Source organism: Pseudomonas sp. FG86 (genome assembly GCF_057808775.1).
In genome coordinates, this window is record NZ_JBMDIS010000009.1 from 71,035 (window position 1) to 95,515 (window position 24,481).

Annotated in this window: 22 protein-coding genes; 16 read left to right on the forward strand and 6 right to left on the reverse strand. The window is 61.7% G+C overall.

Annotation, left to right across the window (positions count from 1 at the left end; all coding sequences use genetic code 11):
- Positions 1 to 24 precede the first annotated feature (24 nt).
- Positions 25 to 984 (forward strand): CgnE/CgnB domain-containing protein, encoded by a 960-nt coding sequence (locus ACODSV_RS08865; protein WP_150056086.1) that lies wholly within the window; start codon positions 25 to 27, stop codon positions 982 to 984.
- A 190-nt stretch (positions 985 to 1,174) separates the two neighbouring features.
- On the opposite strand, the gene rluB is transcribed toward ACODSV_RS08865, so the two are convergent.
- The 5 genes from rluB to ACODSV_RS08890 all read right to left on the reverse strand — a co-directional run bounded on the left by rluB (position 1,175) and on the right by ACODSV_RS08890 (position 6,033).
- Positions 1,175 to 2,419: a 23S rRNA pseudouridine(2605) synthase RluB gene (rluB, locus tag ACODSV_RS08870; RefSeq protein ID WP_024077112.1), complete on the reverse strand. Its 1,245-nt coding sequence runs from the start codon at positions 2,417 to 2,419 to the stop codon at positions 1,175 to 1,177.
- 307 nt (positions 2,420 to 2,726) lie between these two features.
- On the reverse strand, positions 2,727 to 3,695 hold the full coding sequence (gene scpB / locus ACODSV_RS08875; protein WP_150095277.1) for an SMC-Scp complex subunit ScpB: 969 nt from the start codon (positions 3,693 to 3,695) through the stop codon (positions 2,727 to 2,729).
- Between the two features lie 12 nt (positions 3,696 to 3,707).
- Positions 3,708 to 4,526: a segregation and condensation protein A gene (locus ACODSV_RS08880; RefSeq protein WP_024077114.1), complete on the reverse strand. Its 819-nt coding sequence runs from the start codon at positions 4,524 to 4,526 to the stop codon at positions 3,708 to 3,710.
- Positions 4,527 to 5,156 carry an L-threonylcarbamoyladenylate synthase gene (locus ACODSV_RS08885; RefSeq protein ID WP_024077115.1) on the reverse strand — a complete coding sequence of 210 codons (630 nt, stop codon included), beginning with the start codon at positions 5,154 to 5,156 and terminating at the stop codon, positions 4,527 to 4,529. It lies immediately after the preceding gene.
- 13 nt (positions 5,157 to 5,169) lie between these two features.
- Complete coding sequence (locus ACODSV_RS08890) at positions 5,170 to 6,033, reverse strand: PHP domain-containing protein (protein WP_150056201.1); 864 nt, start codon at positions 6,031 to 6,033, stop codon at positions 5,170 to 5,172.
- 87 nt (positions 6,034 to 6,120) lie between these two features.
- On the opposite strand from ACODSV_RS08890, the gene ACODSV_RS08895 reads away from it, so the two are divergent.
- The 7 genes from ACODSV_RS08895 (at position 6,121) to ACODSV_RS08925 (ending at position 11,649) form a co-directional block, all read left to right on the forward strand.
- Positions 6,121 to 6,717: a septation protein A gene (locus ACODSV_RS08895; protein ID WP_024077117.1), complete on the forward strand. Its 597-nt coding sequence runs from the start codon at positions 6,121 to 6,123 to the stop codon at positions 6,715 to 6,717.
- Position 6,718: 1 nt separating this feature from the next.
- A complete protein-coding gene (locus ACODSV_RS08900) occupies positions 6,719 to 7,018 on the forward strand; it encodes a YciI family protein (RefSeq protein ID WP_024077118.1) in 300 nt (99 codons plus the stop codon).
- 106 nt (positions 7,019 to 7,124) lie between these two features.
- On the forward strand, positions 7,125 to 7,532 hold the full coding sequence (locus ACODSV_RS08905) for an SH3 domain-containing protein (protein WP_150056203.1): 408 nt from the start codon (positions 7,125 to 7,127) through the stop codon (positions 7,530 to 7,532).
- A gap of 7 nt (positions 7,533 to 7,539) precedes the next feature.
- Positions 7,540 to 8,217 carry a response regulator transcription factor gene (locus ACODSV_RS08910; RefSeq protein ID WP_024077120.1) on the forward strand — a complete coding sequence of 226 codons (678 nt, stop codon included), beginning with the start codon at positions 7,540 to 7,542 and terminating at the stop codon, positions 8,215 to 8,217.
- A gap of 166 nt (positions 8,218 to 8,383) precedes the next feature.
- Positions 8,384 to 8,848 (forward strand): LTXXQ domain-containing protein, encoded by a 465-nt coding sequence (locus tag ACODSV_RS08915; protein WP_024077121.1) that lies wholly within the window; start codon positions 8,384 to 8,386, stop codon positions 8,846 to 8,848.
- Between the two features lie 67 nt (positions 8,849 to 8,915).
- A complete protein-coding gene (locus ACODSV_RS08920) occupies positions 8,916 to 10,259 on the forward strand; it encodes a sensor histidine kinase (RefSeq protein WP_024077122.1) in 1,344 nt (447 codons plus the stop codon).
- Positions 10,260 to 10,299: 40 nt separating this feature from the next.
- On the forward strand, positions 10,300 to 11,649 hold the full coding sequence (locus ACODSV_RS08925; RefSeq protein WP_150055627.1) for a CoA transferase: 1,350 nt from the start codon (positions 10,300 to 10,302) through the stop codon (positions 11,647 to 11,649).
- A 185-nt stretch (positions 11,650 to 11,834) separates the two neighbouring features.
- On the opposite strand, the gene arcD (ACODSV_RS08930) is transcribed toward ACODSV_RS08925, so the two are convergent.
- A complete protein-coding gene (gene arcD, locus ACODSV_RS08930; RefSeq protein WP_024077124.1) occupies positions 11,835 to 13,262 on the reverse strand; it encodes an arginine-ornithine antiporter in 1,428 nt (475 codons plus the stop codon).
- Between the two features lie 446 nt (positions 13,263 to 13,708).
- Between arcD (ACODSV_RS08930) and arcD (ACODSV_RS08935) the strand changes: the two genes are divergently transcribed.
- From arcD (ACODSV_RS08935) to gcvP, 8 genes are all read left to right on the forward strand, one after another.
- Entirely contained in the window at positions 13,709 to 15,136 is a 1,428-nt protein-coding gene (gene arcD / locus ACODSV_RS08935) for an arginine-ornithine antiporter (protein ID WP_454843163.1), read from the forward strand.
- Positions 15,137 to 15,160: 24 nt separating this feature from the next.
- Positions 15,161 to 16,417 carry an arginine deiminase gene (gene arcA, locus ACODSV_RS08940; RefSeq protein WP_024077126.1) on the forward strand — a complete coding sequence of 419 codons (1,257 nt, stop codon included), beginning with the start codon at positions 15,161 to 15,163 and terminating at the stop codon, positions 16,415 to 16,417.
- A gap of 69 nt (positions 16,418 to 16,486) precedes the next feature.
- On the forward strand, positions 16,487 to 17,497 hold the full coding sequence (locus ACODSV_RS08945; RefSeq protein WP_024077127.1) for an ornithine carbamoyltransferase: 1,011 nt from the start codon (positions 16,487 to 16,489) through the stop codon (positions 17,495 to 17,497).
- A gap of 171 nt (positions 17,498 to 17,668) precedes the next feature.
- A complete protein-coding gene (gene arcC, locus ACODSV_RS08950; RefSeq protein WP_024077128.1) occupies positions 17,669 to 18,598 on the forward strand; it encodes a carbamate kinase in 930 nt (309 codons plus the stop codon).
- Between the two features lie 18 nt (positions 18,599 to 18,616).
- Positions 18,617 to 18,979 carry a DUF5064 family protein gene (locus ACODSV_RS08955; protein WP_024077129.1) on the forward strand — a complete coding sequence of 121 codons (363 nt, stop codon included), beginning with the start codon at positions 18,617 to 18,619 and terminating at the stop codon, positions 18,977 to 18,979.
- Between the two features lie 189 nt (positions 18,980 to 19,168).
- The gene (locus ACODSV_RS08960) at positions 19,169 to 20,677 is read left to right on the forward strand and encodes a sigma-54-dependent transcriptional regulator (RefSeq protein ID WP_024077130.1); all 1,509 of its coding nucleotides are present in this window, start codon (positions 19,169 to 19,171) and stop codon (positions 20,675 to 20,677) included.
- A 413-nt stretch (positions 20,678 to 21,090) separates the two neighbouring features.
- Positions 21,091 to 21,474, forward strand: coding sequence for a glycine cleavage system protein GcvH (gene gcvH, locus ACODSV_RS08965; protein WP_024077131.1), 384 nt, complete (start codon positions 21,091 to 21,093; stop codon positions 21,472 to 21,474).
- A 10-nt stretch (positions 21,475 to 21,484) separates the two neighbouring features.
- Entirely contained in the window at positions 21,485 to 24,334 is a 2,850-nt protein-coding gene (gene gcvP, locus ACODSV_RS08970; RefSeq protein WP_150056014.1) for an aminomethyl-transferring glycine dehydrogenase, read from the forward strand.
- The last annotated feature ends 147 nt before the right edge of the window (positions 24,335 to 24,481 follow it).

The following is a 24,481-nucleotide window of genomic DNA, read 5'->3' on the forward strand; positions in this document are numbered from 1 at the left end:
CCAAGGCACAGAAGGACATACGTCATGGACAAGGCCCGCGCCGTCGAACACTTTCTCTACTACCTCGCGCATCACCCGGCCCTTATCGGCCTGAGCCGCCCGACCGTGTTACTGGGCCATACCGAACGCTACGACGCCATTGCCCAGGCCATCACCCACGGCAGTGCCGCCCGTTTTAACTTCCAGGTACAACGCCTGGACCTGGCGCCCAGCCACCACCTGGCCCAGGCCATCGAAGCCTGCGACCTGTACCTGTTTCTGTACGACTCCTCGACCTTGCCCAACCCACGCGCCGAAGGCCCGGACTTTATTCGCGCCTTGCATGAGGTCATGGCTGAACACTGGAAGAAATCCCTGCTGTTCAAGGATTACGGCGACTATTTCTACGACACCTTCAGCGTCGAACCGCAGCGTATCGCCGACCTCAATGCCACGCTGATCCGGCGCATGTCCCAGGCCACGGTGCTGAGCTTTACCGACGAACACGGCTCGCGCCTGGAAGCGCCGCTGAGCAGCATCAAGAAGTGGACCAATATCAACGGTATCGGCAACCACGACCTGGCCCCCGGCGAGATCGCTACCCACAGCGAGGCGATCAATGGCCAAGTGCGGTTCATGGGGACCTTCCTCAGCACCATCCCCTTTGCGCGCAAATACGGTGTACTGCAATCACCCTTGGAGTTGTGGATCGAGAACTCGACCATCTGCAGCGTGGCCAGTGAAGTGCCGGGGCTCGCGGAGGATTTCAACAAATACCTGAATGCCAACCCCTCCAACCGCCGGGTGGAAGAGCTGGGGATCGGCACCAATGAGGGGGTCAAGGATCTGTACGCCCGCAATGCCGGGTTCGAGGAGCGCCATTGCGGCTTGCACCTGGGCTTGGGCGGCGGGCAGAAAGGCAGCCATCACCTGGATCTGATCTTTGCCAGTGGGGTCTTGGCCCTGGATGACAAACCGGTGTTTGACGGCACGTTCGCGTTCTGAGCACCGACCTTGAAAAGGATGAAGATCCAAATGTGGGAGAGGGCTTGCCCCCGATAGCGGTGCATCAGTCGCCGGATTGGCAAGCTGATACACCACTATCGGGGGCAAGCCCTCTCCCACATTTTTTGCCTGTATTCCAAGGCAAAAAAAACGCCAACCCTAGGGTTGGCGTTGGTGTGCAGCGCTTACATCACTGCGGCTTCTTGCGACCAAAGCCTGGACGCTGACCGGAACCCGCCGGAGCGCCACGGCGCTTGCCCGACGGCTCGTCTGCGACCAGTTTCAGGCCAGGGCGCTTTTTCGGCGCTGGCTTGGCTGGGCGTTTGGTGTTGGCGCTGTCGGCCGGACGATCCGATGGCGCACCGCGACCGGCCTCACCGCGATTACTGCGACCACCAGCAGGTGCTTCACCACGGCCTGCCGGGCGCGGTGCGCGTGGTGCACGCTCGCCTTCCTGGCGCGACGGAGCCGTTGGGCGGCGCTCGCCTTCGATCTGCGGCTCACGGGAAATACGCCCGCCGGTTGCCGGTGCGTTCAGTGCCGGGCGCAGGGTGCGCGCAACGCGCTCGGTACGGGCCACAGGGCGCGACGATTTACGCTGCATACGCTCGAGCTTGTCTTTGCTCTTGGCGTTCATCTGCGGCATGGCGACCGGCGTCAGGCCAACTTCGGCGCTGAGGATGTCGACTTCGTACTGGCTCATTTCGCGCCAGCGGCCCATTGGCAGGTCGGAGTTGAGGAACACCGGGCCAAAACGCACGCGCTTCAGGCGGCTGACCACCAGGCCCTGGGATTCCCACAGGCGACGAACTTCACGGTTACGACCTTCCATCACCACGCAGTGGTACCAGTGGTTAAAGCCTTCGCCGCCTGGAGCCTGCTTGATGTCGGTGAACTTGGCCGGGCCGTCTTCCAGTACCACGCCAGCCTTGAGGCGTTCGATCATCTCGTCGTCGACTTCACCGCGTACACGCACCGCGTATTCACGGTCCATCTCGTAAGACGGGTGCATCAGGCGGTTGGCCAACTCACCGTCGGTGGTGAACATCAGCAAGCCGGTGGTGTTGATGTCGAGACGGCCGATATTGATCCAGCGGCCTTCTTTGGGCTTTGGCATCTTGTCGAACACGGTCGGACGGCCTTCCGGGTCGTCACGGGTGCAGATTTCGCCATCGGGCTTGTTGTACATGATGACGCGGCGTACCGATTCGGCAGCCTCTTCACGCTTGATGACCTTGCCATCAATGGTGATTGCATCGTGCAGGTCGACACGCTGGCCAAGGGTGGCCTCTACGCCGTTGACCTTGATGCGCTTCTGGGTGATCCAGGCTTCGACGTCGCGGCGCGAGCCCACGCCGATACGTGCCAGCACCTTTTGCAGTTTTTCGCCTGCTGGGCCGATTTCCTGGCTGTCGTTCTGGTCTTTGTCGTTCATCTTAAGCACCTCCCGGTGGGTCGATTCAGGCGTGGCCTGAAGAGTGTTGAAAGCGGGGCTTTGGCCGAATACGTCGGCAAAGGGTCGCGAATCATACGCGCATGCTGCGCGTTGCGCATCAGAGACTAGTCGATAAGCGCCAGGTCAGTGGTCTTTCCGCCGACCGGTGGTGCCCAGGGCACCACAGAACCCATGTGGGAGGGGCGGTGCGACGATTCGACTTGCCCCCGATAGCGGTGGTTCAGTGAAGGACATTGAGACTGACACACCGCTATCGGGGGCAAGCCCCCTCCCACATGGGGCGGTGTCAGTCTTCTAGCTGACGTCGCTCGTTCTCGATGGCTTCGGCCAGCGCGCGGGCTTCGTCTTCTTCATCGCTCAACGGCGGTTGTTCGAGGGCGGCGACGGCGGCCAGGAGTTTTTCCCGGGCTTCGGCGACGCCGAGGATGTCTTCCTCGGCCTCGGCCTCTGCTTCAGGTTCAGGTTCAGGTTCAGGTTCAATTTCGACTTCGACCACCGGCTCGGTTTCGACGTTTACCTGGGCGTCCGGTTCGGATGCGCCGTCACGCAACAAGTCGTCGAAGTCGGTCTTGATGCCCTGCTCCATGTCGTCCAGTTCCAGCAACAGGGTGTGGAAGCTGGTTTCGTCCTTTGGCTCCTCCGGCTCGGCGGTGGCATCGGCCAGTTCCTGCAGGCTGGCCGGAACCGGCGCGTCGTCGAAGTCGAGCACCGGCTCGGCTTCCATCTCGCGCAGTTCGGCGAGCGGCGGCAAGTCGTCGAGGTTTTTCAGGTTGAAGTGGTCGAGGAATACCTTGGTAGTGGCGAACATCGCCGGCTTGCCGGGCACATCGCGGTAGCCGACGATGCGAATCCACTCGCGCTCCAGCAGCGTCTTGACGATATGGCTGTTGACCGCCACGCCGCGCACGTCTTCGATTTCGCCCCGGGTAATCGGCTGGCGATAGGCAATCAGCGCCATGGTCTCGAGCATCGCGCGGGAATAGCGCTGCGGGCGTTCTTCCCACAAGCGGCCGACCCACGGGGAAAACTGCTCACGGATCTGCAGGCGGTAACCCGACGCCACTTCGCGCAGTTCAAAGGCGCGGCCATCGCAGGACTTGCGCAAAATCTCCAGCGCCTTTTTAAAGACCGGGGGCTCAGGGCGTTCGGCTTCTTCAAAGAGTTCGAACAGGCGCTCCAGGGATTGCGGCTTACCCGAGGCCAGGAGAAAGGCCTCCAGCAACGGAGCCAGTTCGCGGGGTTCAGTCAGATTCATCGATTCAGCTCTTTATTCGGCTCGCGCCCGCACGTGGATAGCCGCAAAAGGCTCATTCTGGACCAACTCGACCAAGGACTCCTTGACCAGTTCGAGGATCGCCATAAAGGTCACCACCACCCCCAGGCGCCCCTCTTCGGCTGTGAACAGCTCGACAAACGGCACGAAGCCACCGCCCTTGAGGCGTTCGAGCACGTCGCTCATGCGTTCGCGGGTCGACAGGGCCTCGCGGCTGACCTGGTGGTGTTCAAACATATCGCCACGGCGCAGCACCTCGGCCATGGACATCAGTAACTCTTCCAGGCTCACGTCCGGCAGCAATTTGCGCGCTCGGGCCTCCGGGGCGTCGAGCTTGGGCACCAGCACATCGCGGCCCACGCGGCTGAGGCCGTCGATGCCTTCGGCGGCGGCCTTGAAGCGTTCGTACTCCTGCAAGCGGCGGATCAGTTCGGCACGCGGGTCGTCTTCTTCAGCCTCGACGGTTTCCGAACGCGGCAGCAGCATGCGCGACTTGATCTCGGCGAGCATGGCAGCCATCACCAGGTACTCGGCGGCCAACTCCAGGCGCACCGACTGCATCAGCTCGACATAGCCCATGTACTGGCGGGTGATTTCCGCCACCGGAATGTCGAGGATGTTGATGTTCTGCTTGCGGATCAGGTACAGCAGCAAGTCCAGCGGGCCTTCGAAGGCGTCAAGGAAGACTTCCAGGGCGTCCGGCGGGATGTACAGGTCCAGCGGCATTTCCATGACCGCCTGGCCGTACACCATGGCGAACGGCAGTTCCTGTTGGGCGCCGGCCTGGCTGTCGACGGTTTCCACGGCCGACATTCAGGCCTCGACCATAAACGGAGTCGGGTCACCGCAGCCGACACGCACCACTTCCGGCTCGCCGTCGGCCAGGTTGATCACGGTGGAGGCTTTGTTGCCGCCATAACCACCGTCAATGATCAGGTCGACGTGTTTTTCCAACAGGCGGCGCATTTCGTAGGGGTCGTATAGCGGCTCGGCTTCGCCGGGCAGGATCAACGACACGCTCATCAACGGCTCACCCAGCTCGGCCAGCAGGGCCAGGGCAATGGGATGTTCCGGCACGCGCAGGCCGATGGTGCGCTTCTTGGGGTGCAGCAGCAGGCGCGGCACTTCGCGGGTGGCGTTGAGGATAAAGGTGTAGGGCCCCGGCGTGTGGGCCTTGAGCAGGCGGAAGGTGCCGGTGTCGACCTTGGCGAACAGGCCCAATTGGGACAGGTCGCTGCAAATCAGTGCGAAGTTGTGGTTCTTGTCCAGGCCCCGCAGGCGCCGGACACGCTCGACCGCGTTCTTGTCGCCAATCTGGCAACCAATGGCGTAGGACGAATCCGTTGGATAGATCACCACGCCGCCGGCGCGGATGATCTCCACAGCCTGCTTGATCAGGCGCGCCTGGGGATTTTCCGGATGAATCTGGAAGAATTGACTCACGTGTTCTACCTGTTCAGACGGTGGCAGTAATGGGGTCATGCTTGAATCGCCCCCACAAGAGCGGCAAGTCTTCCGGGACGGGGCGATACTCGCCAATCTCGGACCAGCCGCCTGGGCCATGAAAGTCACTGCCGGCACTGACCAGCAGACCAAATTCGCGGGCAAGAATCGCCAGGCTGCCTACCTGTTCGGCGGGTTGATGCCCGTTGACCACTTCAATCGCGTGGCCGCCCGCACCAATATAGTCGCCAATCAGCTTGCGGCGCTTGCTGCGGGTGAAATCGTAATGCCAGGGATGTGCCAGGCTGACCCAGGCCCCGGAGGCCCGCAGGGTCTCGACGGTGTCTTCCAGGGTTGGCCAGTGTTGCTTGACGTCGCCCAACTTGCCGGCGCCCAGCCATTTGCGAAAAGCTTCGGCGCGATCCCTGACAAACCCTTCACGCACCATCCAGTCGGCAAAATGCGGACGGGCCGGCGCGTTGCCGCTGTCACCCAGTTCCTGCTGGATGGCCCGGGCGCCGTCGAGGGCGTTGGGCATGCCTTTAAGGCCGAGCTTGCGACTTATTTCTTCGGACCGCAGCCAACGGCCATCGTGCAATTGGGCGATGGCCTCGACCAGCGCCGGGGCTTTTTGATCGAAGCCATAGCCCAGCACATGAATGGTGGCGCCCCCCCAGGTGCAGGACAATTCCACGCCGTTGACCAGTTGCATGCCCAGGGCATGCGCCGTCTCGCGGGCTTCATCGAGGCCTTCGAGGGTGTCGTGGTCGGTCAACGATAGGACTCGCACGCCTTTTTCAAACGCACGCGCAACCAGTACCGCGGGCGCCAGGGCGCCGTCGGAGGCCGTGCTGTGGCAGTGCAAATCAACATTCACGGGGGAGTGTAACCTCAAGTCAGCTGGCGCTTTCGCTACCAAGGATGTTTGTTATTATGCCGCCACATCCAGCTTCTGGCTCTTACTGTGAAACAATTCATCGACTTCATCCCGCTGTTGCTGTTTTTCATCGTTTACAAACTCGACCCCAGGGTCATCGATCTCGCCGGCCATGAGCTGACCGTCGGAGGCATCTACAGCGCCACCGCGGTGCTGATCATCAGCTCCATCGTGGTCTACGGCGCCATCTTCATCTCCCAGCGCAAGCTGGAAAAAAGCCAATGGCTGACCCTGGTGGCGTGCCTGGTCTTCGGTAGCCTGACCCTGGCCTTCCACAGCGAAACCTTCCTTAAATGGAAAGCCCCGGTGGTGAACTGGCTGTTTGCCCTCGCATTCATCGGCAGCCACTTCATCGGGGATCGCCTGCTGATCAAGCGGATCATGGGCCATGCATTGACCCTGCCGGAGCCGGTCTGGACCCGCTTGAACGTGGCCTGGATCGTGTTTTTCCTGTTCTGCGGCGCCGCCAACCTGTTCGTGGCCTTTACCTTCCAGGACTACTGGGTCGACTTCAAAGTGTTCGGCAGCCTGGGCATGACCGTGCTGTTCCTGGTCGGTCAGGGCATCTACCTGTCGCGTCACCTGCATGACACCGAGCCCACCACGCCGAAAACCGAGGATTGACATGCTCTACGCCATCATTGCTACCGATGTTGCCAACTCGCTGGAAAAACGCCTGTCCGTGCGCCCGGCCCATGTCGAGCGCCTGAAAGTGCTGCAAGCCGAAGGCCGCATCGTGCTGGCCGGCCCGCACCCGGCCGTTGACAGCAACGACCCGGGCGACGCCGGTTTCACCGGCAGCCTGATCGTCGCCGAGTTCGCTTCCCTGGCCGACGCCCAGGCCTGGGCCAAGGCCGACCCCTATGTCGCAGCCGGCGTCTACGCCGACGTCGTGGTCAAACCGTTCAAGCAAGTCCTGCCTTGATTCGGGTCGCGCCGAACCCAATCGGTTCGGCGCACTCCTATTTGCTCATTATTCTCGGTAACCTGCCGACAACGTTCTGAATATTCGTGTGGAATCAGGAGTTCCGATGCGCTTACGTCAGTTGTGTCTGTTGGCAGTGTTAATGATCGGGGCTACGGCCCACGCTGAAGAAACCTCGAGCACCGGCAGTTCTACGCCCCTGTCCTTGAGTGCCGGCAGCCAGATCACCGAATTGCAGCAACGCTTGAAAGAAAGCGAACGACTGCGCGAAGAACTGAGCAAGCAACTGCAAACGGCCGATGCGGCCCGCGAAAGCGCTCAACTGAGTCGCTTGCGCCAAGAGAACCAACGCCTGGTCCAGCAACTCAAAGAAACAGAGGGTGGCGGCTTGACCCGATGGCTGACCGAGCAACAGCAATGGTTCGTCACCGGTGGGGCCGTCGCGCTGATCGCCTTGCTGTGCGGGATCTTCGCCAGCGGTGGACACCGTCGTCGTCGACAATGGCTAAATTGAGTGAGTCATGAGCGAGCTGCTACTGATAGATGATGACCAGGAGCTCTGTGAGCTGCTGACCAGTTGGTTGGGCCAGGAAGGCTTCCAGGTACGCGCCTGCCACGACGGCTTGAGCGCCCGCAAAGCATTGGCCGACAGCGCCCCAGCGGCGGTGGTGCTCGATGTGATGCTGCCCGACGGCAGCGGCCTGGAGCTGCTCAAGCAATTGCGCAACGACCACCCGGAGCTGCCGGTGTTGATGCTCTCGGCCCGGGGCGAACCGCTGGACCGTATCCTCGGCCTGGAACTGGGTGCCGACGATTACCTGGCCAAGCCCTGCGACCCCCGCGAATTGACTGCCCGCCTGCGCGCGGTATTGCGCCGCAGCCACCCGGCCGCCGTGTCGACCCAGCTTGAACTGGGCGACCTGTGCTTCAGCCCGGTGCGCGGCGTAGTCAGCATCGATGAACAGGAATTCACCCTCACCGTCTCCGAAAGCCGCCTGCTGGAAGCCTTGCTGCGCCAGCCCGGCGAACCGCTGGATAAGCAGGAACTGGCGCAGATCGCCCTCGGCCGCAAGCTGACCCTTTACGATCGCAGCCTGGACATGCATGTAAGCAACCTGCGCAAAAAGATCGGCCCGCACCCGGACGGACGGCCACGGATCGTGGCGCTGCGCAGTCGCGGTTACTACTACAGCCTCTAACCCCCCCCGCCCCTGTAGGAGCGAGCAAGCTCGCTCCTACAGGGTTTTGTCAGTTCGCGACAAAACCCTCTTTACCCAAGCTTTACCCACACCTGACCGCCGCTGACCTTGATCTCCGTAATCTACTCACATCCGGACTCACCGGAATAGAGACAGGAGAATCACCATGCGCAAGACCCTAATCGCTCTGATGTTCGCCGCCGCCCTGCCGACCGTTGCCATGGCCGCGATGCCCGAAGGTCCAGGCCCGATGGGCGGCCCTGAAGGCCACATGATGGGTGGCCCGGGCCACGGCGGTGAACACGGCCCGCGTGGCAAGGGTGGCCCATTCAGCCAGTTGGATTTGAGCAAGGAACAGCGCGAGCAGATCGGCAGGCTGATGGGTGACCAATGGCACGCTCGCAAAGACCTGGTCAAAAAGTACCTGGACAAACTCCCGGCCGCTGACCAGAAAGCCATGCAGGATGAAATCGCAGCCGGCAGACAGAAAACCCAGGCCGACATCCGTGCCGTGCTCAAGCCCGACCAGCAGAAAAAATTCGACGAAATCGTCAAGAAGCAAGAACAGCGCCGTGCCGAGTGGAAGGAATTCCAGGCCTGGAAGGCGCAACAGCCGCAAAAAGCGCAATAATGCGTTAGCGTCACTCCCCCAGCCCAGCGGCTCACGCCACTGGGCTTTTCCTGTTTGAGGGTTTCCTGTGCGTTCATTGTTCTGGCGCATCCTGGCCAGTTTCTGGCTGGCCATCGCCTTGGTTGCCGGGCTGTCGATCCTGCTTGGGCATATGCTCAACCAGGACGCCTGGATTCTCAGCCGCCATCCCGGCCTCAATAACCTGGCCGAAGAGTGGACCCAACTCTACGAAACCCAGGGCGAGGACGCCGCCCAAGACCTGCTGCAACAGCGCAAGCGCCAGTACCACATCGACGTGCAAGTGCTCAACGAAAGCGGCGAGCCCGTGGTGCGCGGCACCTTCCCGCGACGCGCCGCCGCCTTCGAGGCCCGGCAGAACGACAGCAAGGACGGCCACCTGCCCTGGCGGCGCCTGACCGCCGAGTACACCAGCGAAAAAACCGGTGACACCTACCTGCTGATCTACCGCATCCCCCACCCGGAGTTGGATGCCTGGCACCGTAACAGCCTGTTGTGGCCGTTGAGCGCACTGGCGATCGCGCTGGTGGTGCTCACGCTGTTCAGCCTGTTGGTGACACTGTCCATTACCCGCCCCTTAAGCCGCCTGCGCGGTGCGGTGCATGACCTCGGCCAGGCCACCTACCAGCAAAACAGCCTGGCGCAACTGGCCAACCGCCGCGATGAATTCGGCGTGCTCGCCACCGACTTCAACCGCATGGGCGCACGCCTGCAAAGCTTGATCGGCAGCCAGCGCCAATTGCTGCGCGACGTGTCTCACGAACTGCGCTCGCCCCTGGCCCGCTTGCGGATCGCCCTGGCGCTGGCTGAACGGGCCAGCCCTGAGGAACGGGAAAAGCTCTGGCCGCGCCTGACGCGTGAATGCGACCGCCTGGAAGCGCTGATCAGTGAGATTCTGGTGCTGGCCCGGGTCGATGCCGACAACGCCAGCGCCGAGGAGGTCGACCTTATCCCGCTGCTCAAGACCCTGCAAAAAGACGCCCAGCTCAGCGCACCGGACCAGGTGGTGCAACTGACGGCTGACGCCGACCTGCATCTCAAAGGCTGGCCGACCATGATCGAACGCGCGGTGGATAACCTGCTGCGCAATGCCCAGCGCTTCAACCCACAGGGACTGCCCATCGAGTTGCAGGCCCAACACCAGGGCGAACGCATTCTGATCAGCGTGCGTGACCATGGCCCAGGCGTCGATGCCGAACACCTGAGCCAGTTGGGCGAACCGTTCTACCGCGCGCCCGGCCAGACTGCGCAGGGCCATGGCCTGGGCCTGGCCATTGCCCGTCGCGCCGCTGAACGCCACGGCGGCAGCCTGATCCTGGCCAATCACCCCGACGGTGGTTTTATCGCCAGCATTGACCTGCCGCTGGAGCCGGGAGTTGTCACACCGATGTGAGGATCTTCTATAGTGGCCCTTCTCTTACGGAGGGCCTTTGATGACTGACCTGCTGACTCCCATCCAAGCCGCACTCGATCTGCCGCAAACCCCGCTGCCCCTGACCGAGGCCGGCGCCCTGCCCTCGACCTTCGCCGTGACCGACCTGGCCAGCGCCAGCATCGGTGCCGCCGGCCAGGCCGTCGCCCAACTGATCCAGCAACAGACCGGGCGCCTGCCCAGTGTGAGCGTGGACCGACGCCTGGCCTCCTTCTGGTTCTCTTCCTCGATTCGCCCGGTGGGCTGGCAAGTGCCGCCACTGTGGGACCCGGTGGCCGGCGACTATGCCAGCGCCGATGGCTGGATTCGCTTGCACACCAACGCGCCCCATCACCGTGCCGCCGCCGAACGCATACTGGGCAAGGTCGCTGACCGCACCGAAATGGCGAGCAAGGTCGCCGCGTGGAACGCCGCCGAACTGGAACAGGCGATTGTCGAGGCTGGCGGTTGTGCGGCGCAGATGCGCACCCGTCAAGCCTGGCAAACCCATCCGCAGGGGATGGCGGTGAATGCCGAGCAGTTGGTGCAGCGCCAGACCTTCGCAAGCCCCCACGCCAGCCCCTGGCTCGGCTCGGTAGCGCGCCCGCTGGGCGGGATCAAGGTGCTGGACCTGACCCGCGTCCTCGCGGGCCCCGTGGCCAGTCGTTTTCTCGCGGGCCTGGGCGCCGATGTGCTGCGCATCGACTCACCCACGTGGAACGAACCCGGCGTGGTGCCGGAAATGACCCTGGGTAAACGCTGTACACGCCTCGACCTGAAAAGCCTCGAAGGCCGGCAGGTGTTCGAAAACCTGCTCAAACAAGCCGACATCCTGATCCACGGCTACCGTGCCGATGCCTTGGAGCAACTGGGTTACACCGCTGTTGAGCTGCAAACCATCGCGCCCGGCCTGATCGATGTGAGCCTCAACGCCTACGGCTGGAGCGGCCCATGGCGCAATCGTCGCGGTTTCGACAGCCTGGTCCAGATGAGCAGCGGCATTGCCGAGGCGGGCATGGCCTGGAAACAGGCGGATAAACCAGTGCCGCTGCCGTTGCAGGCGCTGGACCATGCCACCGGGTATTTGATGGCGGCCAGTGCGATCCAGGCGTTGCGCGAGCGCTTGAGCACGGGCCATGGCGGTTCGGCGCGGTTATCGTTGGCGCGGACAGCGAAGTTGCTGGTCGATGCGGGACAGGTGCCAGAGCAGCCGGCGTTGCGAGCCGAAGAACCGGACGATCAGGGTCAGGTGGTGGAACAAACAGCCTGGGGTCAGGCCCACCGTTTGCTGGCGCCACTGAGCATCAGCGGCACGCCGTTGCAGTGGGATTTGCCGGCTGGGGAACTGGGTTCACGCCGGCCTCGGTGGTGACTTGAAGATCGCCATCGGGCAAGCCCCCTCCCACGTTCGAGCCTCAGTCATCCTGTGGGAGGGGGCTTGCCCCCGATGAGGCCAGCACAGCCACTATCAATCCCCCGACCCAGCGATGTCCGCAAATGCCGCGCCGCTAGAAACCCACCATGGCCGCCCTGTCATCGGGCGGCTGTACGCCAGCCTCACAACGACAACACCCCGCTATACAGCCCGTACGCCGCCAACCCCGCACCGGCGATCACGCAGCCGAAAATGCCTTTTTCCACATGGCTGAACAAGGGCTGGCCCTGCTCACGCTTGGCCAGCGCGAACAGAATCACCCCAGGGGCATACAGCAACGCCGAGAGCAGCAGGTATTTCAAGCCCCCGGCGTAGAGCAGCCACACGGCATAGCCCAAAGCGATCAAGCCAATCAGCAGGTCCTTGATGCGATGGTGAGGGGCGCCTTCATAGGTTTCGCCGCGCCCGCTCAATAGCACCGCGTAGGCCGCAGACCACAGGTAAGGCACCAGGATCATCGACGAGGCCAGGTAAATCAGGGTGGTGTAGGTGCTGTGGGAAAACAGCGTAATCACCAAGAACAACTGGATCATCACATTGGTCAGCCACAGCGCATTGACCGGCACCTGGTTGGCGTTTTCCTTTTTCAGGAAGGCCGGCATGGTCTTGTCATGGGCAGTGGCGTAGAGGATTTCCGCACAGAGCAACGCCCATGACAGCAACGCGCCCACCAGCGATACCGCCAGGCCGATGCTGATCAGCAATGCGCCCCAGGGGCCGACAATATGCTCCAGCACGCCGGCCAGGGATGGGTTCTGCAATTGCGCCAGTTCCGGCTGGCTCATGATGCCCAGGGACAGCAGGTTCACCAGCACCAGCAGCGCCAGCACGCCAAGAAACCCGATCACGGTCGCGCGGCCCACGTCCGAGCGTTTCTCCGCCCGCGCCGAATACACGCTGGCGCCTTCGATGCCGATAAACACGAACACCGTCACCAGCATCATGTTGCGCACCTGGTCCACCACGCTGCCGAATTGCGGGTTGCCCAGGCCCCAGATATCACGGGTGAAAATATCCGCCTTGAATGCCACGGCAGCGATCACGATAAACAGCAGCAGCGGCACGATCTTCGCCACGGTGGTGATCTGGTTGATGAACGCTGCCTCCTTGATCCCACGCAGTACCAGGAAATGCACAGCCCATAGCAGCACCGACGCGCAACCGATGGCCACCGGCGTGTTGCCCTCTCCGAACACCGGAAAAAAGTAACCGAGGGTGCTGAACAGCAACACGAAGTAGCCGACGTTGCCCATCCACGCACTGATCCAGTACCCCCAGGCGGACGAGAACCCCATGTAGTCGCCGAAACCGGCCTTGGCATAGGCATACACCCCGGAATCCAATCCCGGTTTGCGATTGGCCAGGGTCTGGAACACGAACGCCAGGGTCAACATGCCCACGGCGGTGATGCCCCAGCCGATCAATATCGCGCCCACTTCTGCGCGGGCGGCCATGTTCTGTGGCAGGGAGAAGATCCCGCCCCCCACCATCGACCCCACCACCAGGGCAATCAGGGCACCCAGCCGAAGTTTTTGGACCGGTTGAGACATGCAGACTCCTGAATCAATAACGTTTGAGCTGACAACCGTGCACTCAACTAATTAACTCAGCGAGTGTAGCGTTTATTAAAGACCGCGATAAAACTGCCACGCTCATAACTCAAGGGCATGACAGTTTTCATAGTTTAGGCTTATTTAGAATTTAAATACGACGAATACTTTGTCGCCTCCAAGCTACTTATTGTCGCCTTTTGGAAAAGTTTGCACATTCAGCAAAAAGGACTAGCTTCAAACGTCCACACGTTGCACTAAAAGATTGACCACACCGCACAGATCGCTCTGGAAAGCGCCTTTGCGAAGAAAAGTACTGCCCTCGGCTTTTCAGCCTAAGTCATTAATTCACAATGGAATGTGCCAATGATGTGATCTGAGTCAGCTGTTTGAATAGCGCACGGAATTATTCTGTGGTCTCTCTTCTCCTGCATTGGAGTTATGCAATGTCTGAATCTGCCGGAAAACTTCGACTCGGTGCACTGGTTGCACTTGTCGTGGGCTCAATGATTGGCGGCGGGATCTTCTCCCTGCCGCAAAACATGGCGGCCAGTGCCGATGTTGGCGCTGTCCTGATTGGTTGGGTCATCACGGCCGTGGGTATGTTGACCCTCGCCTTCGTGTTTCAGACCCTGGCCAACCGCAAACCCGACCTCGACGGCGGCGTATATGCCTACGCCAAGGCCGGGTTTGGCGACTACATGGGGTTCTCGTCCGCCTGGGGGTACTGGATCAGCGCCTGGCTGGGCAACGTCGGCTACTTCGTGCTGCTGTTCAGCACCCTCGGTTACTTCTTCCCGATCTTTGGCGAGGGCAACACCCCAGCCGCGGTGATCGGCGCCTCGATCCTGCTGTGGGCCGTGCATTTCCTGGTACTGCGCGGGATCAAGGAGGCAGCGTTCATCAACCTGGTGACCACCGTCGCCAAGGTCGTGCCGCTGGTGCTGTTCGTGCTGATTGCTGTGTTCGCGTTCAAGCTGGACATCTTCACCGCTGACATCTGGGGCCTGAAAAACCCGGACCTGGGCAGCGTCATGAACCAGGTGCGCAACATGATGCTGGTCACCGTGTGGGTGTTCATCGGCATCGAAGGCGCGAGCATCTTCTCGGCGCGTGCCGAAAAACGTTCGGATGTGGGCAAGGCCACCGTGATCGGCTTTATCACCGTGCTGCTGTTCCTGATGCTGGTGAACGTGCTGTCCCTCGGGATCATGACCCAACCGGAACTTGCCAAGTTGCAGAACCCATCGATGGCTGCCGTGCTGGAGCATGTCGTGGGCCACTGGGGCGCCGTGTTGATCAGTGTCGGCCTGGTTATCTCGCTGCTCGGTGCGTTGCTGTCGTGGGTGCTGCTGTGTGCGGAGATCATGTTCGCCGCCGCCAAGGACCACACCATGCCGGAGTTTTTGCGCCGCGAAAACGCCAACCATGTGCCGGCCAACGCCCTGTGGCTGACCAACGCGCTGGTCCAGGTATTCCTGGTGATCACGCTGTTTTCCGCCAGCACCTACCTGTCGCTGATCTACCTCGCCACCTCGATGATCCTGGTGCCTTACCTGTGGTCCGCTGCCTATGCGCTGCTGCTGGCGGTACGTGGCGAGACTTACGAAAACGCCGCGGGCGAACGCAGGAAAGACCTGGTCATCGGCGCGATCGCGCTGATCTATGCGGTCTGGCTGCTGTATGCCGGCGGCACCAAATACCTGCTGCTCTCCGCCCTGCTCTATGCCCCCGGCGCGATCCTGTTCGCCAAGGCCAAGCATGAACTGGGCAAACCGATTTTCACCAACGTCGAGAAGCTGATTTTCGTCGCAGTGGTCATTGGCGCCCTGGTGGCCGCCTATGGGCTCTACGCCGGCTTCCTGACTATGTAATTGTTGCTCACTGGAGGATCTGTAATGACCACGGAAAAAGTGAAGTACGGCGTACATTCCGAAGCCGGCAAACTGCGCAAAGTCATGGTGTGCTCCCCAGGTTTGGCCCACCAGCGGCTGACCCCCAACAACTGTGATGAATTGCTGTTCGATGACGTGTTGTGGGTGGCCCAGGCCAAGCGCGACCATTTCGATTTCGTCACCAAGATGCGCGAGCGGGACATTGATGTGCTGGAAATGCACAACCTGCTGACCGATATCGTTGCCAACCCCGAAGCCCTGGACTGGATCCTGGAGCGCAAGATCACCTCCAACACTGTCGGTCTGGGCCTGGTCGATGAAGTCGGTTCCTGGCTGCGTAGCCTGGAGCCACGCAAGATCGCCGAGTTCCTGATTGGTGGCGTGTCGGCCGATGACCTGCCGAGCAGCTTCGGTGGCAAAACCATCGAGATGTTCCGCGACTTCCTCGGCCACGCCAGCTTCATTCTGCCGCCGCTGCCCAACACCCAGTTCACCCGCGACACCACTTGCTGGATCTACGGCGGCGTGACGCTCAACCCGATGTACTGGCCGGCGCGACGTCAGGAAACCCTGCTGGCCAGCGCCATCTACAAATTCCACCCCGAGTTCACCAACGCCGACTTCCAAATCTGGTATGGCGACCCCGACCAGGAACACGGTGCCGCCACGCTGGAAGGTGGCGACGTCATGCCGATTGGCAATGGCGTGGTGTTGATCGGCATGGGCGAGCGCTCGTCCCACCAGGCCATCGGCCAGTTGGCGCGCAACCTGTTCAAGAACAAAGCCGTGGAACGGGTGATCGTTGCCGGCCTGCCAAAATCCCGCGCGGCGATGCACTTGGACACCGTGTTCAGTTTCTGCGACCGCGACCTGGTCACCATCTTCCCCGAAGTGGTCAGCCAGATCGTGCCCTTCACCCTGCGCCCTGACGAGAGCAAGCCACACGGCATCGATATTCAACGGGAGAAAACCAACTTCCTCGAAACCGTGGCCGCAGCACTCAACCTCAAGGCCCTGCGGGTCGTCGAAACCGGTGGCAACAGCTTCGCTGCCGAGCGCGAGCAGTGGGACGACGGCAACAACGTGGTCGCCGTGGAACCGGGCGTGGTGATCGGCTACGACCGCAATACCTACACCAACACCCTGCTGCGCAAGGCCGGCGTGGAAGTCATCACCATCAGCGCCGGTGAACTCGGCCGGGGCCGTGGCGGCGGCCATTGCATGACCTGCCCGATCATCCGCGACCCTATCGACTACTAACTTTCAAACCTTGGCCGCCGCTCATAAGGCGTCGGCCCAGGGGATAACCTGAACAGAAGGAGATCCACCATGGCTTTCAATATGCGCAACCGCAGCCTGCTGTCGCTGATGCACCACACCACCCGCGAACTGCATTACCTGCTGGACCTGTCCCGCGACCTCAAGCGCGCCAAATACACCGGCACCGAGCGTCCACACCTGCAAGGCAAGAACATCGCGCTGATCTTTGAAAAAACCTCGACCCGTACCCGCTGCGCGTTCGAAGTGGCAGCCCACGACCAGGGCGCTCACGTCACCTATATCGACCCGGTGTCGTCGCAGATCGGCCACAAAGAAAGCATGAAAGACACCGCCCGCGTGCTCGGCCGCATGTTCGATGCCATTGAATACCGTGGCTTCGAGCAGGAAATCGTCGAAGAGCTGGCCAAGTTTGCCGGCGTGCCGGTGTTCAACGGCCTGACCGCTGAATTCCACCCGACCCAGATGATCGCCGACACCCTGACCATGCGCGAACACAGCGACAAGCCGCTGCATGACATCAGCTACGCCTACCTGGGTGACGCACGCTACAACATGGGCAATTCGCTGCTGATGATCGGCGCCAAGCTGGGCATGGACGTGCGCATCGGCGCGCCAAAAGCCCTGTGGCCCCATGAAGATTTCATCAAGCAGTGCCAGGCCTTTGCCGAAGAAAGCGGCGCGCGTATCACCATCACCGAAGACCCAAAAGAAGCGGTCAAAGGCGTGGACTTTATCCACACCGATATCTGGGTCTCCATGGGTGAGCCGGTGGAGGCGTGGGACGAACGTATCGAGCAGCTGCTGCCGTACCAGGTCAACACCAAGATGATGAAAGCCTCGGGCAACCCGCGCGTGAAGTTCATGCACTGCCTGCCGGCGTTCCATAACAGCGAGACCAAGGTCGGCAAGGACATCGCCGCGCGTTATCCGAACCTGGCCAATGGTGTGGAAGTGACTGAAGAAGTGTTCGAGTCGCCGGCCAACATTGCCTTTGAGCAGGCGGAAAACCGCATGCACACCATCAAGGCGATCCTGGTGTCGGCGCTGGCGGATATCTGATTTCGACACAGCCCCTACTGTAGGAACACGGTCAAAATGTGGGAGGGGGCTTGCCCCCGATAGCGGTGTATCAGTTGACACAAGTATTGAATGTTAGCCCGCCAGCGGGAGCAAGCTCCCTTCCACAACTTAGTCCTGTGTTCACAAGCTGAACTCTAGAAGGATTGCATTATGCGTATCGTCGTAGCCCTGGGCGGTAACGCCCTGCTCCGCCGTGGTGAACCCATGACAGCGGACAACCAACGCATCAATATCCGAATCGCTACCGAACAGATCGCCAAGATCCACCCCGGCAACGAGCTGGTCATCGCCCACGGCAATGGCCCGCAGGTCGGCCTGCTGTCGTTGCAGGCTGCGGCCTACACCAGCGTATCGCCCTACCCGCTGGACGTGCTCGGTGCGGAAACCGAAGGCATGATCGGCTACATCATCGAACAGGAACTGGGCAACCTGCTGGACTTCGAAGTGCCCTTCGCCACCCTGCTCACCCAGGTCGAAGTGGACGCCAACGACCCGGCCTTCCAGCACCCCAGCAAGCCCATAGGCCCGGTGTACTCCAAGGCCGAAGCCGAGCAACTGGCCGCTGAAAAAGGCTGGGCGATCGCCCCGGATGGCGATAAATACCGCCGCGTCGTGGCCAGCCCGCGGCCGAAACGCATCTTTGAAATTCGCCCGATCCAATGGCTGCTGGAAAAGGGCAGCATCGTGATCTGCGCCGGCGGCGGCGGTATTCCAACGATGTATGGCGAAGACGGCAAGCTCAAGGGTATTGAAGCGGTCATCGACAAAGACCTGTGCTCATCGCTGCTGGCATCGCAACTGGAAGCCGATTTGCTGGTGATCGCCACCGACGTCAACGCGGCGTATATCGACTTTGGCAAACCGACCCAGAAGGCTATCGGCCAGGCCCACCCGGATGAAATGGAAAGACTCGGTTTCGCCGCCGGCTCCATGGGGCCCAAGGTGCAAGCAGCCTGCGAGTTCGCCCGCCAGACTGGCAAAACCGCAGTGATCGGTTCACTCTCCGACATCGAAGCCATCGTCCAGGGCAGTGCCGGCACACGCATCAGCACGGCAACACCTGGCATCACCTATCTGTGAAGTAGAGGAGATACGCCTATGGCCACCTTTGAACCCGGTCACTTGCACGTTGAACGTCACGCGCTGAATACCCAGGACTACAGCTACAACCTGTGTATTGACTACGAAATCAGCCAGGACCCAAAGGAAGGCAAGGGCATGCTGTTCAAGCTGCACGGCTCGGTGCAGGGCAAGGACCTCAAGGAAGAGTTCTTCCTGCCCAAGGACCAGGCCTTCGACTTTGCGCGGCATGCGATGAACATCGCGCAGAAATACGGCATGCCGAAGATCGCCGTGTTGAATGGATCGATGCACAAACAGTACGACCAGATGTTCGAGGATGTACGGCATCAACTGGATGTTAAATCCGGCGACCCGATCAAGCCTGAACACTTGGAATAACCCGGTTGCACTGACACAACACTGCTCAAAATGTGGGAGGGGGCTTGCTCCCGATGGCGGTGGACCAGCTGACTGACACACCGCCATCGGGAGCATGTTGAATCGTCGCACCGCCCCTCCCATATTTTGATCTCCATCCGCGCCAAGGCATACTTGCCGCCTCTCGCTCCCCAGAATTGTTAGCGCCCCATGCGTATCCACGTCAGCTTCATCGACCGCGTCGGCATCACCCAGGAAGTCCTGGCCTTGCTCGGTGGGCGCAATCTCAACCTGGATGCCGTGGAAATGGTGCCGCCCAACGTCTACATCGACGCGCCGACCCTGAGTGCCGAAGTCCTTGAAGAGTTGCGCGATGCGCTGTTCAGCGTGCACGGCGTCCAGTCGGTCACCGTGGTCGACATCCTCCCCGGCCAACGTCGCCACCTGCAACTCGACGCCCTGCTGGCGGCCATGACCGACCCGGTACTGGCCCTGGACAGCGCCGGCACGATCCTGCTGGCCAACCCGGCGTTGATCGCCCTGTATGGCCGCGAGCCGGCCGGGGAAAGCATTGCCGAGCTGTTCAATGACCCCGCGTTGCTGGACACCTTGCTGGAACAGGGCTTTCGTTTGCCGTTGCGCGAAATCAACGTCAACGGCCAGACCCTGTTGCTGGATGCCACCCCGATCACCGATGCCGGCGCCCTGCTCACGCTCTATCAGCCCAACCGCATCGGCGAGCAATTGTCTGCGCTGCACCACGACCATGCCGAAGGCTTCGATGCACTGTTGGGCGAGTCCCCGGTGATCCGCACCCTCAAGGCGCGCGCGCAGCGGGTGGCCGCGCTGGATGCACCGCTGTTGATCCAGGGCGAGACCGGTACCGGCAAGGAACTGGTGGCACGCGCCTGCCATGCCATCAGTGCGCGGTACAGCGCACCGTTCCTGGCGCTGAACTGCGCGGCGCTGCCGGAGAACCTCGCCGAAAGCGAACTGTTCGGTTATGCCCCCGGTGCGTTTACCGGCGCCCAGCGCGGTGGCAAGCCGGGGCTGATGGAGCTGGCCAACCAGGGCACGGTGTTCCTGGATGAGATCGGTGAGATGTCGCCGTACCTGCAGGCCAAGTTGCTGCGCTTTCTCAACGACGGCAGCTTTCGCCGGGTCGGCGGTGATCGCGAAGTGAAGGTCAATGTGCGCATCCTCAGCGCGACCCACCGCGACCTGGAAAAGATGGTCAGCGAGGGGACTTTTCGCGAAGACCTGTTCTATCGGCTCAACGTGCTCAACGTCGAAGTGCCGCCCCTGCGCGAGCGCGGCCAGGACATCCTGCTGCTGGCGCGCTACTTCATGCAGCAGGCCTGTGCCCAGATCCAGCGACCGGTGTGCCGCCTGGCGCCCGGCACGTATCCGGCGCTGCTCGGCAACCGCTGGCCGGGCAATGTGCGGCAGTTGCAGAACGTGATCTTCCGCGCAGCTGCCATCTGCGAAAGCAGCCTGGTGGACATTGGTGACCTGGATATCGCCGGCACCTCGGTCGCCCGCCAAAGCGATGGCGAGGTCGACAGCCTGGAACAGGCTATGGACGATTTCGAGCGCAACCTGCTGGAGAAGCTCTACACCAGCTACCCCTCGACCCGTCAACTGGCGAGCCGCCTGCAAACCTCCCACACCGCTATCGCCCATCGCCTGCGCAAGTACGGCATCCCGAACAAGCCCTGAGCCGGGCTCTGCCCACTGCAGGCGCAAGCTTGCTGGCGAAAGCCCCAAGGGTGCTGCGTTCATCCAGGCTGCTTGCGTCATCGTTGACGATCTTCGCGAGCAAGCTCGCGCCTACAGGGTCGCGTTTCAAAAAAGGGTCTGAGAACGACATCCACTGTACTGAAAGCGCTACAGTGGAACGATATCGCTACAACCCTGTTTTTTACGCGCCATGCAAGGCTTTGATCCACATAGGCTTTTTTTAGACGGCCGGACTGTAGCGAAATCGCTACAGGCAAAACGCATAACGTCATAACCAATTTTATTAACTTATTGATTTTTAACGATTTAATAACGTTGGCCGCAATATTGCTAAGCAACTCCCCATTATTCCAATCCCGTCCACCAGACGAATCTGGCCCCGAGGAGTTTCCATGAGCGAGTTGCGTTTCACTGAAGATCACGAATGGCTGCGCGCCGAAGCTGACGGCAGCGTCACCGTGGGTATCACCGCTTTCGCGCAGGACGCGCTGGGTGATGTGGTTTTCGTGCAACTGCCAGAGTTGCAGGCCTACGCCAAGGGCGCCGAAGCGTCCACCGTTGAGTCGGTCAAGGCCGCCAGCGGCGTATACATGCCATTGGACGGTGAAGTGCTGGAAGTGAACGACAAGCTCGACGGCAGCCCGGAACTGGTCAACGAAGACCCGATGGGCGAAGGCTGGTTCTTCCGCTTTAAACCGGCCGATGCCGAGGCTATCGCTAAACTGTTGGATCAGGACGCGTACGACCGTCTGATCAAAGCCAACGCCGAAGCCTGAGGAGCGCGCCATGAGTATCAACCTGAGCACCGCCAACGAATTCATCGCCCGCCATATCGGCCCGCGCCAGGACGATGAGCAGCAGATGCTCGCCAGCCTGGGTTTTGACTCCCAGGAAGCCTTGAGCGCCAGCGTGATCCCGGAAAGCATCAAGGGCACCAGCGTGCTTGGCTTGGAAGACGGCCTGAGCGAAGCCGAGGCACTGGCCAGGATCAAGGCGATCGCAGGCAAGAACCAACTGTTCAAGACCTATATCGGCCAGGGCTACTACAACTGCCATACGCCGTCGCCGATCCTGCGCAACCTCCTGGAAAACCCGGCCTGGTACACCGCCTACACCCCGTACCAGCCAGAAATCTCCCAAGGCCGCCTGGAAGCGCTGCTGAACTTCCAGACCCTGATCAGCGACCTCACCGGCCTGCCGATCGCCAACGCCTCCTTGCTCGACGAAGCCACCGCGGCCGCCGAAGCGATGACCTTCTGCAAGCGCCTGAGCAAGAACAAAGGCAGCAATGCCTTCTTTGCCTCGATCCACAGCCACCCGCAAACCCTCGATGTGCTGCGCACCCGTGCCGAGCCATTGGGCATCGATGTGGTGGTGGGCGATGAGCGCGAACTGACCGACGTCAGCCCGTTCTTCGGGGCACTGCTGCAATACCCGGCCAGCAACGGTGACGTGTTCGACTACCGTGAACTGGCTGAACGCTTCCATGCCGCCCATGCGCTGGTGGCGGTAGCCGCCGACCTGCTGGCCCTGACCCTGCTGACCCCACCGGGTGAGTTCGGCGCCGACGTGGCCATTGGCAGCGCGCAACGCTTCGGCGTGCCGCTGGGCTTCGGTGGCCCGCACGCAGCGTACTTCTCCACCAGGGATGCGTTCAAGCGCGATATGCCGGGGCGTCTGGTCGGTGTATCAGTCGACCGCTTCGGCAAGCCGGCCCTGCGCCTGGCCATGCAGACCCGCGAGCAACATATCCGCCGCGAGAAAGCCACCAGCAACATCTGCACCGCCCAAGTGCTGCTGGCCAACATCGCCAGCATGTACGCCGTGTACCACGGCCCTAAAGGCCTGACCCAGATCGCCCAGCGCATTCACCACCTGACCGCGATCCTGGCCAAGGGCTTGACCACCTTGGGCCTTCAGGTTGAACAAGCCACCTTCTTCGACACGCTGACACTGGCCACCGGCACTCACACCGCCGCGCTGCACGACAAAGCCCGCGCCCAACGTATCAACCTGCGGGTCGTGGACGCTGCGCGACTGGGCCTGTCGCTGGATGAAACCACCACCCAGGCCGATATCGAGACCCTGTGGAGCGTATTGGCCGACGGTAAGGCCCTGCCGGACTTCGCCGCCCTGGCGGCCAGCGTCGACAGCACCCTGCCCGCCGCGCTGCTGCGCCAGTCGCCGATCCTCAGCCACCCGGTATTCAACCGTTATCACTCGGAAACCGAGCTGATGCGCTACCTGCGCAAGCTGGCCGACAAGGACCTGGCACTGGACCGCACCATGATCCCGCTGGGCTCATGCACCATGAAGCTCAACGCCGCCAGCGAAATGATCCCGGTGACCTGGGCTGAATTCGGTGCCCTGCACCCCTTCGCCCCAGCCGAGCAAAGCGCCGGCTACCTGCAATTGACCTCTGACCTGGAAGCCATGCTCTGCGCGGCCACCGGGTACGACGCGATCTCCCTGCAACCGAACGCCGGTTCCCAGGGTGAGTACGCCGGTCTGTTGGCCATTCGCGCCTATCACCAGAGCCGTGGCGAAGCCCGTCGCGACATCTGCCTGATCCCATCGTCGGCACACGGCACCAACCCGGCCACCGCCAACATGGCCGGTATGCGCGTGGTCGTCACCGCCTGCGATGCCCGGGGCAACGTGGATATCGAAGACCTGCGTGCCAAGGCCATCGAGCACCGCGAACACCTCGCCGCGCTGATGATCACCTACCCGTCCACCCACGGTGTGTTCGAGGAAGGCATCCGCGAAATCTGCGGGATCGTCCACGACAACGGCGGCCAGGTGTACATCGACGGCGCGAACATGAACGCCATGGTCGGCCTGTGCGCACCGGGCAAGTTTGGTGGCGACGTGTCCCACCTGAACCTGCACAAGACCTTCTGCATCCCCCACGGCGGTGGCGGCCCGGGCGTCGGCCCGATTGGCGTCAAATCGCACCTCACGCCATTCCTGCCGGGCCACGCGGCCATGGCGCGCAAGGAAGGCGCGGTGTGCGCAGCGCCGTTTGGCAGCGCAAGCATCCTGCCGATTACCTGGATGTACATCAGCATGATGGGCGGTGCGGGCCTCAAGCGTGCGTCGCAACTGGCGATCCTGAATGCCAACTACATCTCCCGTCGCCTGGAAGAGCACTACCCCGTGCTGTACACCGGCAGCAACGGCCTGGTAGCGCATGAATGCATCCTGGACTTGCGCCCGCTGAAAGACAGCAGCGGCATCAGCGTGGATGACGTGGCCAAGCGCCTGATCGACTTCGGTTTCCATGCACCGACCATGTCGTTCCCGGTCGCCGGCACCTTGATGATCGAGCCCACCGAAAGTGAATCCAAGGAAGAACTGGACCGCTTCTGCGACGCGATGATCGCCATCCGCGAAGAAATCCGCGCGGTGGAAAACGGCACCCTGGACAAGGACGACAACCCACTGAAAAACGCCCCGCACACCGCGGCGGAACTGGTGGGCGAATGGAGCCACCCATACAGCCGAGAACAGGCGGTGTACCCGGTGGCTTCGTTGATCGAAGGCAAATACTGGCCACCGGTTGGCCGGGTCGACAACGTGTTTGGCGATCGCAACCTCGTATGCGCCTGCCCTTCGATCGAGAGCTACGCGTAATCAAATGTGGGAGGGGCGGTGCGACGATTCGACTTGCCCCCGATGGCAGAGTGTCAGTTGATAGATCGGGTGACTGACACACCCTCATCGGGGGCAAGTCGAATCGTCGCACCGCCCCTCCCACACTTGACCGCGTATGACCTCAAG